Raw genomic sequence first — 13,678 nt, 5'->3', positions numbered from 1 at the left:
CCTAGCGTGCGGCCGCCCCTGCCCCGCACTAGACAAATACCCCGCAGGCCGACGCCCGCCATGCCGTAACTATCTAACCCCTGGCACTCGTCCCGCCCTCCTAGGCTGTCGGCCTTGTCTACGACTCAAGGTCCATCACCATGCCTGCCACACCGGATAAAGGCCCGCATTACGCACTCATCAAGAACAGCCTGCCCGACTGGCTGCACGCCAGCGCCTGGCACCGAACACAAGCGCTGGGCCGGGCATCCCTGGAGCGGTTGCCCGAACTGATCCATGCGCCTGCCGCCCTGCACGCCCCGCTCAAGGCCGCCAATGCCCAGGCCTGGGCCAGGCAAAACAGCGTCGATCAACGCTTGAAAGACCTGCAGGATGTGTACACCTTCGCCGAGCCCTTGCTGGTTGCTGCACTGCAACGCCAGTACGGGCTGACCCTGGACGTGCGCGCCACCCATGTGTTTCTGGTCAGCCGCCGCGGCACCATTCTCCAGGGCAGCACCAGCCGCACCGTGTCGCTGCTCGACGCGGCCCTGCAAAACTTTGCCAGCAACGAACGCTTCACCGACAGTTCGCGCTACGTCAGACAGCCAGACGCCCGCGGTCAGTTCAACATCGAAACGCACCACACACGCATGAGCATCGAGCAATTCGTCGATCTTTGTCGCGAGCTGGACCTCGGCGCCCAATACGCCAAACACCTGCAAACACACCTGCAACCGGCACTGGAGGCCGACAGGAACAGCCTGCAAGCCCAAGTGATCGCCAGCCAGCAAGCCGCCCTGAACGCGGCCGCGCACCTGGCCCGACTGCGCGGCGAGATCGACCCCGCGACCTTTCACCTGCTGCAACGCGCCGTGAAGGGCGAGCGCGGGGTGATGCAGTTTTATCGATTGCGCCTGATGGACACCCTGCTCACCGGCGTGCTGTTGATTGCCAACGACCTCGACCTGGCGCGGGATGTCGCGCCCGTGGTGGCGTACATCCCCCATGATCCCCACGGCGCGATCCAGGCCTACCCCAGCACCCTGGCCTTTCGCGAGGCGTTGGCGAAAAAACTGCAAGACCCGGCCTACCGCCAGTTCTTCAGCCAATTTATCGACCGGCAACAGCAGCGCGCATTCATCCATGGCCTGCAACAACGGGCGCCCTACAGCGCCAGCCGCATCGACGGCGAACTGTGGCCACAGCTGTACCAGGCCGCACTGAACAAGATCCTCAACGATGGCCGCGAGCAGGCGGTGTCCACCGCACAGGCCGACCGCCGCGCGCGCTGGGCCTGGTGGGACACGTTCAGCCACATCCTGGAGAGTGCGTTGAATGTGGTGCTGTTGGTCGCGACCCCTTTCGTGCCCCTGCTGGGCGAGGCGATGCTGGCCTACACCGCCTATCAGCTGCTGGACGAGGTGGTGGAAGGCGTCGTCGACCTGGCCCGGGGCCAGGCGCTGGAAGCCGCCCGGCATCTGGTGGGGGTGCTCACGGACGTGGTGCAACTGGCGACCTTCAGTGTCGGCGGCAAGCTGCTGGAGTCGGCCTTCGTCAACCAGCTCAAGGCTGTCGAGGTCAAAGGCAAGTCGCGGCTGTGGAACCCGGACCCGACGCCCTATCGGCAATCGCTGCCACTGCCGGCTGAGTCGACACCCGATGAACTGGGCGTGCATACCCATGCCGGGCAGCGCATTCTGCCGGTGGACGGCGCGCACTACGTACTCAGCCCCAATGGCGCCAGCGGTGACTATCGCATCCAGCACGCCAGCCGCCCCGACGCCTATGCGCCGCCGATCCGGCGCAACCCCGGCCCACGCGCCTGGAGCGATACCCGACGCCTGCGTGAACTGGGGCCGTTCAACCCGGCGCAACAGCAACAGATCCTCGCCACCAGCGGCCTCGACCACGACACACTGCGCGCCGTACAAACCGACAACCTGGTGGCACCGCTGTTGGACGATACCGTCAAGCGCGTGCGCCTGAACCAGCAGGCCGCCGAGATCCCCGAACAACTGCGCACGCGCAAGCCGGTGGACCAGGACACCTACTGGAGCCCCTACATCGCCCGCGAACTGCCGGGTTGGCCGCAGGATCGGGCAATCCTGGTGTATGAAAACGCCGACCTGAGCGGCGACCACCTGCGCTTCGGCGAAGCCGACGCCACGCTGACCCTGAGCATCAGCCGCGACGACTTGAACCTGGGCAAGTTGCCCGAACGCCTGGTGGACAACCTCGACAGTACCGAACTCACCACCCTGCTGGGCACGCTGCCCGAAGGCCGCACGCAACAGATAGATGCCCTGCGCAACCGCCTGGCCGACCACCTCGCCCAGCGCCAGGGCTCCTTGTTCGCCTACCTCTACCGCCACAGCGAAGACCTTGTCAGCGAACGCGGCCTGCAGGTGCGCGAAGCATGCCCCGGGCTGCCGAAAAGCCTGGTGGAGCACGTCCTCAGCCAGGCCTGGCCGGAAGAACTGAACCGGTTGGACACCCACAAGCAACTGCCCTTGCGCCTGAAGAACCTTGCCCGCGAATGGCAGTTGCAGGCCAAGGCTGCCCACGCCTACCAAGGCTTCTACGACCCGCAACTGTTGGGACCGGACACCGAGCAGATGCTCCTCGACACCCTGCGCGTCTACAGCGACAGCCTCGAAGACTGCCGCATCGAAATCCGCCAGCACACCGCGATTGCCAAACTGCGCGCCAGTGCCGGGCCGCACAACGCCCGCGCCAAAAGGCTGCTGCTCAAGAACGACGGTCACTATGAAATCCATGACAACGGCCAGGCGCGGGAGCAGCCCGCCACCGACCTGTTCAACGCCGTGCTCGCCGCCCTGCCCCCGGCCAAACGCCAAGCCCTGGGCTACGCGCCAGGTGACGGTGCAGCGTTCAAGCGTTGGGTGATGGACACGCTGCGCGCGCCCGCAGAACGCCGCCGCGTGCTGGCCGACCCGGTGCTCGGCGAAACGCCCGCCAAAGACACCCTGGCCCTCGTCCAAAAACCCATGCACCGCGCGGCGTCCTGGTTTTGCGACCTGTTCCCCAACCCGCTGGAACGTCGGGTCAAGGCGCTGTACCCCTACGCCGATCCAGGCGTCATCGACACCTACCTGCAAACCCTCGACGACCCGCTGCAGTTGCAGCGCTTCGCAGCGCGCGAAGTGGAAAAGGACCGGCTGCAAGAGGATCTGCTGGAATGGGTCAACGCCGCGCCGGACGACGAGCCCATCACGCTCAGCCAGCAACGCCTGACCCTGGCCAGGGGCATGTTGCGTGCCTGGGAGGCCAACATCGAAACCACCGTGCAGACGTTTTCCATACGCGGTGTGCAACTGCCGGGAGAGCTGGGCAACCTGCCGTTGCATGCCAACTTCGATCATCTGCTGCACCTGGAATTGGCCGCTAACCAACTGCTCGACAGCGACATGGCAATCCTCGACCACTTCCCCCGCCTGATAAGCCTCAGCCTGCGTGGCAATCAACTGACGCGGCTGCCACCAGCCGTGGGGCGCATGACCTCGCTGACACAGCTGAGCTTTATGGATGAACGGGTCCAGTGGGACACGGCCGACCTCGCCCAGCTCGGCGAACTGACCCAGCTACAGCGCTTGAACCTCAGCGACAACCGCCAGTTGACCCGTGCCCCGAACCTTGGCGACATGGCGCAGCTGCAAGCCGTGTCACTGAACAACACCGCCATCGAAGACTGGCCCGACGGGCTGTTCGAACAGCCGAGACCCTCGGGGTTTGAACTGGACCTGCAAAACACCGCGATCAACAACGTGCCGCAGTTTTTGCCCTGGACGCCTGAAGCCGAAGTGGTGGCCTGGGCACGCCTGGATCGCAATCGCTTGACCGCCGACGGCGAGCAGCGCCTGGTCAGTTACCGCCTGGCCGCTGGCCTTGACCCCTATCGCACCTACCCCCCCAAGGGTGACAGCACGTACTGGGTAGAAAAGGCGCTGCCACAGCACCAGCCAGGGCTGAAAAGCCTATGGCAGGACCTTGAGCAGGAACACGGCTCCCAGGGATTCTTCGAGGTCATCAAGAGCCTGGAGTTTGCCGATATATTCGAGACCCTGGCCAATGGCGCGCGACACGAATCCGGCCGCGCGCAAATGACCGACAAGGTCTGGCGCATGCTGCGCGCCATGCACGACGACCACACACTGCGTTCGCGCTTGTTCCTCATGGCCAGCCACCCGGTGAACTGCGCCGACGCCGGCGCACAGGTGTTCAACAGCATGGGCGTCCAGGTGCGGCTGGCGGAAATCCACCGCCTGCCGAACCCCGCCTTGCGCGAACGCGAACTGGCTGAACTGGCCAGGGGCAAGTCCCGGCTGGACCGGCTCAACCGGTTCATCCAGGCCGACATTGCCCAGCGCATCAAACCCCGCGCCGAGGGTGGCCAAGGCTTGCGCTACAGCAGTGAATTGGTTGACGGCGTACCGGGCACGGTGGACGAGGTGGAGGTCTACCTGGCCTACCAGACCGCGTTGCAGGAGCGCCTGAAACTACCGTGGATATCGCCGCACATGAGCTACCGCAGGTCGGCCGATGTGAGCCCGAAACAGTTGCAGAACGCCTTCGACAATGTGCAGGTTCCAGAGGCTGGCGACGGGCTGGTGAAGGCCATGCTCGAGCAACCCTTCTGGGACCAGTACCTTCGCGAAACCTATGCCCCAACGTTCCAGGCCAGCCTCGACCATGGCAATGCCTTGCTCGACCCGCTCGACGACCTGTTGTTCGCCCAGAACCAGTGGGCCAACGCCTCCGCCACGGAACGGCAGGCCCAAACACCGCGTTTACTGGCCCTGGCCGACGCCCTCAACGTGCCCCACGCCGAGGTGCTGAGCGGGCAGCCGATGAGCACCGCGACCTATGAGCGCATCCTCGCCGCCGGCTTTACCGCCGACCTGCCCAGCCAGACCGACCTGGCCCGCCGCCTGACCCGCGAGGCGTTGCAGCGACTGGAGGCCCATGAGGCGGGAAACGCCTAACGGCCCTACACCTCCGAGTCCCAGACTACGGTGACGGTGCCGCTATAAGTGCTGCCCGCCTGTTCAAGCATCTGCGCCACGCCGTCGGCCTTCACTTCAAAGTGCAAGGTCGAGGGCTTGCGGTCGATGTAGCGCGACGGTTCGAACAGCTCGGTGCCGCTGCCATCCAGGCGCAAGGGCAGGCGATTGACCGCACGCCCGCCGGCGTCGGTGAGGCCGGGGGGCAGCGACACCGCGACCTCCAGCGGCACCTGATGGCCAGCCGCGTTGCGCAGGCTACAGGTGTTGCCCATGGGCTCGGGGCATTCGAGGGTCATCTTGAAGGCCGAACTGGTCCACAGGTTGACGGTCTGGTCGCGGAACAACCGGCTGGGTTTACGCCCGTTGTGCAGCCAGGCCTGCCAGCCGCCTTGGGGTTCCAGCAGGATACGGTTGCCACCGGGGGGCACCTCGACGTTGAGGTGGTGGTCCACATCGAGCGTGAAGTTAAAGGTCAGCACGTTGTCGTTGGGGACCATTACGTCGCCAAAATCCAGGTCACCACCTGATCCCACAGAGTAAGTAATAGTGCCGGTGTAAAGACCCGAGGCCATGTTCAACGGGTTTGGCGTCCGTATGGCATAGGCATATTCAGTGAGGCTGTACCACATGGAGGTTATTTGTGTTGTCGGCACTCGGTTACAAACCCCGGGACCCTCCGGAACAATCCAAAAAAACAGCGCCCAGGTGACCGCAGTCGCTGCGTAACCGGTGCTGCGGCAGGGCGCAGGAGCGTTGCGCCAAAATTCACGCCAAGTGCCGGACCCTACCGGTCGATCCCAAACAGAACTTGCCGGACGCAAATCCCAGCGGTGACCGATACCCGCCATCCTGAACTGGACAGTTGCTGTTCTGCCTGTATCCCTGTGTGTTACCTGAACATCTCGCCATTCGGAAGGCACCCTCCACATTGCCCCTTGGCGCGGGTCACTGTGATCGGCATTGATCGGCCCACGGGACATCGCAGTGAGGTCGTTGGTGCGAATCGAGAAAATACCCAGTGCCTGACAAACACTGGGGATATGCCAAGGACAGACACCAGACTGCGGCGTAGTGTTGACGAACTCATTGCTGCTCGGGTTGCTCGGGTTGGGTCGGAACTCAGCAGTCACTTCCTGTACGAGCGCCTTGGCTTTTCCCATACACACTAGCAACCCAAGCATCACAACCCAGCGCCGTCTCAAAATACTCACCATACCCTCTCCAATCCTCAGGGCGCAATCGCATCAAACACCATATGCACCGTGCCGTAATAATTGCCCGGCCGATAATCGTCCACCGGCTTGATCGCGGCGATTTCCAGGCCCACGCGCTTGCCGGGGCGGGCGTCGGCGCTGGCGACGACTTCGCTTTGTGTGAGACTCAGTTCGACGCTGTTGAAGGTCACGCGCAGGTCAACCCGGTCGGTGCCGTTGGACAGGTACGCTTCCTGGTCCAGGCGGGCACCGATGGCGCCACCGATGTTTTTCACGTCGAACGGCGCACGCAAGGTGGCCAGTTGCGAACTCACCGGGTTGAAGGCCAGGCGCTGTTCGCGTTGCACCAGTTGCGGGTCCACCGGCAGCACGTAGAAGTCGGCCGTGGGGATCGTCACGTAGACCTCGAAGGTCTCGCGCTCGACGGCGGCCTCGACGCGGGAAACCGATAGCCCCAGGACAATGACCAGCACAATCAGGGCGGCTACTTTGTACATGGGCTCACCCCTTGACCGCGATGGGGCGGCTCTTGTCGCCTTCGATCAGGCTGAAGCGGTATTCGCGGCCAGCCTCCTTGTCGAAGCCGTAGCTGCTCCCGGCACGGATGTGATGGCGCAGGGTCGGCCGACATTCCTGGGGGGCGGCGGCGGCACAGTCCTTGAACTCGTCCACCACCACCACGCTGTTGCCGTTGTTGCGCAGGGTGTAGCGCTGGCCGCTGTCCAGGAGCGCGGTGTCGAAACGGGTGTTTTTGGGGCGGACGAAAAACACCGTGCCGTACCCGGCGAGCACGCGCACGCCGGCGGCGAGGCTGGCCTTGTAGTCGGCGCGCTCTTCGTCCGTTACGGCAAAGTCATCCTCGGCCTGGGGCACTACCGGCACGAAGCGCACGCGGAAGTAACGCTCCTTGTCGCGGTCACCCATGAACAGCAAGCGCGTGCCCTGGGTGCCGTTGGCCGGCACGATCAAGCGCGCCGGGCTGGCCATCAGGCCGTCGCGGGCGGTGGCGCCGGCCTGGTCCTTGAGGGGCACTTCGCGGTAAGTACCGTCGGCGTCGTAGATCATTTCGAGGATGTTGACCTTGACGAAGGCCGTCGACGTGCCGCCGTTGAACACCCGTTTCATGTAGGTACTTTTATCGCCGCTGAGGTAGTCGTACACCACCCCCACATTGATCTGCGGGCCGGCCAGGGCACCGAGGGAAACCAGCCACAGACTGCACAGCATCAACACATGTTTCATTGACTCAACCTCACTAAAAAAGCGTTTTAGACTTCCGAATCCCAGACCACCGTGGCAGTGCCCGAGTAGGTGCTGCCGGGCTGTTCGAGCATCTGCGCGACGCCGTCGGCCTTGATCTCGAAATGCAAGGTGGAGGGCTTGCGGTCGATATACCGCGACGGTTGGAACAGTTCGCTGCCACTGCCATCCAGGGTCAACGGCAGGCGGTCGACCGGGCGCCCGGCGACGTCGGTCAGGCCCGGAGGCAGGGTCACGGCAATGTCCAGCGGCACCTGATGCCCGGCCGCGTTGCGCACGCTGCACGTATTGCCCATCGGCTCGGGGCATTCGAGGGTCATCTTGAAAGCGGTGCTGGTCCACAGATTGATGGTCTGGTCGCGGAACAGCCGGCTCGGCTTGCGCCCGTTTTGCAGCCAGGCTTGCCAGCCGCCCTGGGGTTCGAGTTGGATGCGATTGCCGCCGGGGGGGACTTCGACTTTGAGGATGTGATCCACCTCCAGCACAAAATCCAGGCTTGCAATGCTCTCGTGTGGGAGGACACTGTCACCGAAGTCGAAGTCCATTCCTGGGCCGACGGAATACACTTGGCTGCCGCGATAGGTGCCGGCCGGCATGGCCAACGGATTCGGCGTGCGCAGTTCGTAGCCGAAAAAAATATAGCGGTAGTCGAACCGGTTCAGGTCAAACCGCGCTTGAGTGGCGCAGGCGCCAGCATTTTCAGGCACCAGCCAGAACCATATGACGTAGTAGCTGTTGCCATTGAGTCCACCACTCGGCATGCAAGGTGGCGGCGCGCCGCTCCAACGGCCATAGCTCCACAACGTTCGGTAGTCTCCGCCACCCGTAATGGCCACCACGTCGCCATAATGGTCAGCGCGCCCGCCTATTCCGGAAATTCGAACCTCCAACTGCGCGCTGTCACCACGGTCATTGGTGACCGTAACGTTGCGCCATTCCGACGGCACTTTGAGATATGCACCCTGGCGCGGGTCGGGATGATTGGCGGCTATCGGCCCACCGGTGGTATGGGGAACGGAGCCCAATGGCAAAGTCAGACTGAACAAACCTCGAGGTTCACAGAAATAGCCGAAATGGTCACAGTATCCGGAACTCGGGGTGACATTTTTAAAGCGATTGACCAGCGGATTAGAAGGGTCCGGGCGGAACTCAGCACGGATTTCGGCATTCCCCGCATACACCGGCGATACCACGAGCAGCAAAACCATGCTGATTACAAACCGAGAGAACGTATTCACAATTTGGCTCCGAAACATGTCATTAACCCGCCGCGCGATTGGCGTAAGTGACATCCGCCAAGGTGTCCGGCGTACAGCGCAAATCGCCGATCATCAACACATCGCTCTCCCGCCGCGCCGCCGTGGGGTCCAAGCGGAACTGACACAACAACTGGTTGGCAAACCGCACCTCCAGGGTCGGCGCGCCGGCGGTCATCTCCATGGAGAAGAACCCGTCAACCTCACTCACCGCACGGCTGGCGTGGTTGATCACGTGGTGCCCGCGCAGGGGCTGGCCTTTTTCATCCACCAGGCGGCCAAGCACAGTGACGGTTTTCATTACGCTGACCTTGCGGTATTCCACACCGCCCTTGTTCAGGTGGTAGTTGCTGCGTGCCGGCTGGATAGTGGCGGCGGGTGGGTAATTGCCATCGAAGTCGAACGCCAGGGTGCTGCTCTTGTACGCGGTGATCGGTACAAAATTGCGCCCCGGCCGCAGGCGCGCACTGCCGCCGGAGAGGTCGTCGGCGCGCAGGGTGATGTCGTCGAGGTCGGTTTCCACGTCCACGATCATCCCTGCGCCGCCGCCCTGGGGCTGGCTGCTGAGCACCATCCGGCTGCCGCCCACCGCCACGGTGCTGGCCAGATTGAGGCCGCCGCTCAAATTGTTGTTGAACGAGGAACGCTGCACGTAGGTGTCGCCGTAGAGCAGCTCGTTCTGGAAGCTGGCACGCCCCGATAACCCGACGCCGTAGGTGTCGGCAGTCGCAGTGCCGGAAACGCTTTGCAGCAGGTGGTCCTGGAAGCTTTTCTGGTAGGTCAGCGAACCGTTGTTGTCACGGCTGCCGTCCCGGGCGGTGCGCGTGCCGAGGCTGGCCGACCATTGTTCCCCCGGCGCCCCCAGCGCCACGCTGACGCTGAGGTCGATGCCACGGTTGCGTTGATCGCCGGTGCTGGCAGTGGCCGGGCGGTCGAACACCGACAGGCGCCAGTTGGCATCGCTGCCCAGGAAGGTGCCGCGCTGGGTCCAGCCCACATCCAGGCCCAGCCCTTCCAGGTTGCCTTGACTGTAGGAAAGCCGCGAGTTAATCGAGCTTTTATTGCTCACGCGATGGTTGAGGGACAGCGATGTGTTGCTGGTCTGGCCGACAAACACGTTGCGCTGGCGCAGCCGCGTGCCGTCCGGCAGCAGCTCGTAGGTGCGGGTGGTGTCCAGCCAACTGCGGTTGTGGCTGAACACCACGCTGCCCACGCCGTAGCTGTAAAGGGTTTGCAGGTCCATGCCGGTGCCGTGGTCCTGGGTCTGGTAGACGTTGGCATACAGGCTGAGGCTGTTGCCCAGGGTCCAGTCGATGGACGTGCCGTACTGCATTTTTTCGCGCACTTTACGCGCGGACAGGCCGAGGATCGCCCGTGGGTGCAGCAGGTAGTTGAGGCCCGCCCCGTAGGTGATGAAGCCCGTGGGCTGTTCATCCCAGTTGCTCAATAGCCTGGATTCGCGCCCGACAAAGGTGTTGTAGCGCCAGCGCTCGTCGGCGTTGCGCCAGTTGTTGGGTTTGTAGATCAGCTCCTGGGTGGTCGAGGTGGTCAGGCCGTCTTCGATCAGGCGCACCTCCACTTCGTAGATACCGCCTGGCAAGGGCCGCGTATCCAGGGTTTGCAGGCCGGCGGCGACGGGCTGGGTGTTGATCAGCAGGCCATTGCGGTAGATCTCCACGGAGGCCTGACGGCCGGCCGTGACGTACACCGGGTACACGCTGGGCTTGGGGTTGTTGATCAACAGGCTGTCGGAGCTGCCGTACATCAGGCCGACCGCTGTGTCCGGGTTGGCGCCGAAGGAGCGGATCTGCCGGGTCAAGCCATTGGACCCGGGGGTGAAATACCCCAGGCGCAAAAAGTCGCCCTCCAGCTCGCGCTGGGTATATAGCTCATGCATGGCGTGGTAGAGGGTGGTGTCGGTGCCGCCCAGGCGCGACAGCTGCAGGTTCATCGCCTGGGTCCAGTTGCCAATGCTGGAACTGGCCTCCAGGCCGAAGCGCCCGCCTAACTCTTCGTCCTCGCCACCGGTAATGTTCAGTTGGTTATTGACGATCAGACCGAGGCTGCCGGTGTTCGGCTGATCGTAGTATTGCTTGAGTTGGGCCATGCGCTCGACGTTTTCCGTGAGGATGGAAACCAGCGAATTTTCCAGGCTGTAGTGCACGGCCAACAGTTGTGACGGGCAACTTTGTTGGCATCCGCCCAAGGCCATGCCTTGTTGCAGAAGTTGTTCCCAATTGGCGCGGGTCGTTGCGGAAACAGGGCTATCACCCGTGTCGGTAAACTCCAGCAGGGTAATACGGTCGTCGCGCCCCAATATAATCATGGCTTCGCCGAGAAACTGTTGATCCAGCTCTAAGCGAACCGCCAGGGGCACATCGAAAAAGTGTTATTCGAAATCTTCAGGCAGTCCTTGGGACTGTGACAGCAAGTTGCCCGGCGTGGTGCCGGGCGCGGCCCAGGCACTGGCGCACAGCAACAGTGCAAGTGCGCCCGCAATTGGCGTTCTCGAAAACATGGACGCAATACTCATTCGGTACGGACAGTCGAGACTGTTTAAACCAGGCCGGCTTTCGGGGAGGAAGAGACCGGCCTGTCTTTTCAACCGCCTGCGCTCGGGCGAGCGCAGGGTCTACCCATGGCTTACGGTGCCGGGGTGCGGGGTACCGCGTCGAAGATCACGGTGTAGCTGGAGGTGTACAGACCGTTCTGGGTGTCGGCCGGACGCGCGGCGGTCACCACCAGGTCAGCCTGGGTGCCAGGGGTGGATTGTGGGTCATCCACCACTTCCTGCGGGGTGGCGGTCAGGACGACGCCGTTGAACATGTTGGTCAGCGCGATGCTGTCCGAACCGTTGTACAGCGCAGCGGCGGTCGGGCCACCTTCGATGTAGGCATGCACCGAGCCGTCGGTGTTTTTCACGTCGAAAGTGGCTCGCAGGTTGCTCAGCTCACCGCTGACCGGGTTGTAGTTCATGACTTCCGCTTTACCGAACTCCGGGTCGCGCGGTTGGGCATGGAACTGCTTGGTCGGGATGGTGGCCGAGATGTTGATGGACGAGCGTGCGTCATCGGCAGCCATCGCCATCGGAGAACTGAGGGCGATTGCAACAAACGGTGCCGCTGCGGCAAGTTTCTTGAACATGGTGAATACCTGTCATCTAAATAAGAATTTTGGAAAGTGAATTTCCAACTTATTGCATTGCACGGCAGCTGCCTGTGCAACGCAGGACAAGTATCAAGTTGACTTCCGAGAAAGTAAGCCGTCCGTTTCGTTTAACCCCGTAGCTCTGTTACACCTCGATACACCGGAAAAATATAGCACTTTGCCAAAACTTTAAATGCATCCGTAAGACGCAGACTACGCGAGCTTTAATGAGAATGGTTTAACCAAGAAACTATACGTAAGACGAGGATTACAGCAACTAAAAAACAACAACATATACAACGTATTAGAACTTACAGCACAACTTGAGTAGTTGCTCTAGTCAATCGACGAATGGCGCGTCCAAGCCCTGCGCAGGGGCGACCGTTTGTCGGGCGCTCTTGCACCGGCCTTAAGATATATCTTACGTTATATCTAGACACACACAGAGGCTCCCACCCATGCGAGACCATCCTCACCAGCGCGACGGCTTTGACCCGCGCGCAGGCCGCGGTCGCGGCCCCCGGGTATTTGCACCCGGCGACCTGAAACTGCTGCTGCCGGCGCTGATCGCCGAGCAGCCGTGCCACGGCTACGACCTGATCCGCCGTATCGAAAGCCTGTTTGACGGCGCCTACAGCCCCAGCCCCGGCGTGATCTACCCAACCCTGACGTTCCTGGAAGAGAGCGACCTGATCGTCAGCGATCCAGACGGCGGAAAAAAACGCTACACAATCACCGACGCCGGTCGTCTCTTCTTAAGCGAGCAACAGGTGGCGTTGGACGGTGTGCGCATGCGCATCGACGTGAGCAAGCGCTCACTGCGCGGCCATGACCGCCCGCCCGAGATCCACGAGGCGGTGCACAACCTGCGCCACGCCTTGCACTCGCACCACGGGCGCTGGAGCCCGGAAGAAATCGTTCGTGTCGCGGCGCTGCTCAATCGCACCGCTCAAGCCATTGCCGACGGGAAAGACCAATGAATACGCAAGCTATCCATCGCGTTACCCACGAAATCAAACGCCGCCGCCTGCAAGTGTTGCGGGTGGTCGATATCACCCCACGCATGCGCCGCATTACGTTGGGCGGGCCTGAACTGGCCGGGTTTGTCAGCCTGGGCAGTGACGATCACATCAAGCTGCTGTTCCCGCAGAACGCCGCCGAACAGGCTGCGCTGGAAAGCCCGACGTTCAGCATCAAGGGCGATGGCCCGCAACCGGCGATGCGCGACTACACGCCACGCCGCTTCGACCTGAGCATTGGCGAGCTGGACATCGACTTCGTGCTGCACGGCGATGGCCCTGCGTCCACCTGGGCCGATCAGGCACAAGTCGGCCAGCACCTGTATATCGGCGGGCCACGGGGTTCGATGATCGTGCCGGATATCTTCGACAGCTACCTGCTGATCGGCGACGAAACCGCCCTGCCCGCCATTGCGCGGCGCCTGGAGGAATTGCCGGCGGGGCGCACGGTGCTGGCGGTGATCGAGATCGCCGATGCGGCAGAAAAGCAGGCGCTGAAGAGTGCCGCCGATGTTGAGGTGATCTGGGTGATTCGTGGTCAGGATGACCTGCTGGAGACCGTACAGAAACTGACGCTGCCGGGTGGTTCGCTGTACAGCTTTGTGGCGATGGAAACCAAGGTGTCGCGCCAGGTGCGGCGCGTGCTGCTGGATACGCACAAGGTCAACGAGGAATTCCTCAAGGCCGTGGGTTACTGGCGTGCCGAAGGCAGCGAAGAAGAATAAGCCTGGCTCGGTCAAAAATGTGGGAGCGGGCTTGCCCGCGATAGCGGTGTA

The 13,678-nt window shown here is 62.6% G+C and carries 8 protein-coding genes and 1 pseudogene; 3 read left to right on the top strand and 6 right to left on the bottom strand.

From position 1 onward, the window contains the following. The first annotated feature begins 140 nt into the window (after positions 1-140). A complete protein-coding gene (locus tag PSH87_RS05635) occupies positions 141-4,985 on the top strand; it encodes a dermonecrotic toxin domain-containing protein (RefSeq protein ID WP_305432845.1) in 4,845 nt (1,614 codons plus the stop codon). A 5-nt stretch (positions 4,986-4,990) separates the two neighbouring features. Here the strand turns inward: PSH87_RS05635 and PSH87_RS28770 are convergent, their stop codons facing one another. The 6 genes and pseudogenes from PSH87_RS28770 to PSH87_RS05605 all read right to left on the bottom strand — a co-directional run bounded on the left by PSH87_RS28770 (position 4,991) and on the right by PSH87_RS05605 (position 11,880). Then, complete coding sequence (locus PSH87_RS28770; RefSeq protein ID WP_370695293.1) at positions 4,991-5,503, bottom strand: hypothetical protein; 513 nt, start codon at positions 5,501-5,503, stop codon at positions 4,991-4,993. Between the two features lie 731 nt (positions 5,504-6,234). After that, the gene (locus tag PSH87_RS05625) at positions 6,235-6,717 is read right to left on the bottom strand and encodes a CS1 type fimbrial major subunit (protein WP_305432843.1); all 483 of its coding nucleotides are present in this window, start codon (positions 6,715-6,717) and stop codon (positions 6,235-6,237) included. A gap of 4 nt (positions 6,718-6,721) precedes the next feature. After that, a complete protein-coding gene (locus PSH87_RS05620; protein WP_305432842.1) occupies positions 6,722-7,462 on the bottom strand; it encodes a molecular chaperone in 741 nt (246 codons plus the stop codon). Between the two features lie 26 nt (positions 7,463-7,488). Continuing rightward, positions 7,489-8,526, bottom strand: a complete 1,038-nt coding sequence (locus PSH87_RS05615; RefSeq protein ID WP_305432841.1) for a hypothetical protein — start codon at positions 8,524-8,526, stop codon at positions 7,489-7,491. 214 nt (positions 8,527-8,740) lie between these two features. Next, positions 8,741-11,254, bottom strand: a pseudogene (locus PSH87_RS05610) (CS1-pili formation C-terminal domain-containing protein). A 125-nt stretch (positions 11,255-11,379) separates the two neighbouring features. Beyond that, positions 11,380-11,880, bottom strand: coding sequence for a CS1 type fimbrial major subunit (locus tag PSH87_RS05605; RefSeq protein ID WP_017738483.1), 501 nt, complete (start codon positions 11,878-11,880; stop codon positions 11,380-11,382). 461 nt (positions 11,881-12,341) lie between these two features. Here PSH87_RS05605 and PSH87_RS05600 point away from each other — a divergent pair, with 461 nt between their 5' ends. Next, the gene (locus PSH87_RS05600; RefSeq protein WP_257781149.1) at positions 12,342-12,863 is read left to right on the top strand and encodes a PadR family transcriptional regulator; all 522 of its coding nucleotides are present in this window, start codon (positions 12,342-12,344) and stop codon (positions 12,861-12,863) included. Further along, positions 12,860-13,627: a siderophore-interacting protein gene (locus tag PSH87_RS05595; protein ID WP_305432840.1), complete on the top strand. Its 768-nt coding sequence runs from the start codon at positions 12,860-12,862 to the stop codon at positions 13,625-13,627. The genes PSH87_RS05600 and PSH87_RS05595 overlap by 4 nt, the downstream gene beginning before the upstream one ends. The last annotated feature ends 51 nt before the right edge of the window (positions 13,628-13,678 follow it).

This window comes from Pseudomonas sp. FP453, assembly GCF_030687495.1.
Taxonomy (GTDB): domain Bacteria; phylum Pseudomonadota; class Gammaproteobacteria; order Pseudomonadales; family Pseudomonadaceae; genus Aquipseudomonas.
This window is presented reverse-complemented; position numbering and strand designations above follow the sequence as displayed.

What these genes read in the sequence shown, in the direction of transcription:
- PSH87_RS05635 (WP_305432845.1), top strand. Translation starts at nt 141, where the DNA reads ATGCCTGCCACACCGGATAAAGGCCCGCATTACGCACTCATCAAGAAC.
- PSH87_RS28770 (WP_370695293.1), bottom strand. Translation starts at nt 5,503, where the DNA reads ATGGTCCCCAACGACAACGTGCTGACCTTTAACTTCACGCTCGATGTG.
- PSH87_RS05625 (WP_305432843.1), bottom strand. Translation starts at nt 6,717, where the DNA reads ATGTACAAAGTAGCCGCCCTGATTGTGCTGGTCATTGTCCTGGGGCTA.
- PSH87_RS05620 (WP_305432842.1), bottom strand. Translation starts at nt 7,462, where the DNA reads ATGAAACATGTGTTGATGCTGTGCAGTCTGTGGCTGGTTTCCCTCGGT.
- PSH87_RS05605 (WP_017738483.1), bottom strand. Translation starts at nt 11,880, where the DNA reads ATGTTCAAGAAACTTGCCGCAGCGGCACCGTTTGTTGCAATCGCCCTC.
- PSH87_RS05600 (WP_257781149.1), top strand. Translation starts at nt 12,342, where the DNA reads ATGCGAGACCATCCTCACCAGCGCGACGGCTTTGACCCGCGCGCAGGC.
- PSH87_RS05595 (WP_305432840.1), top strand. Translation starts at nt 12,860, where the DNA reads ATGAATACGCAAGCTATCCATCGCGTTACCCACGAAATCAAACGCCGC.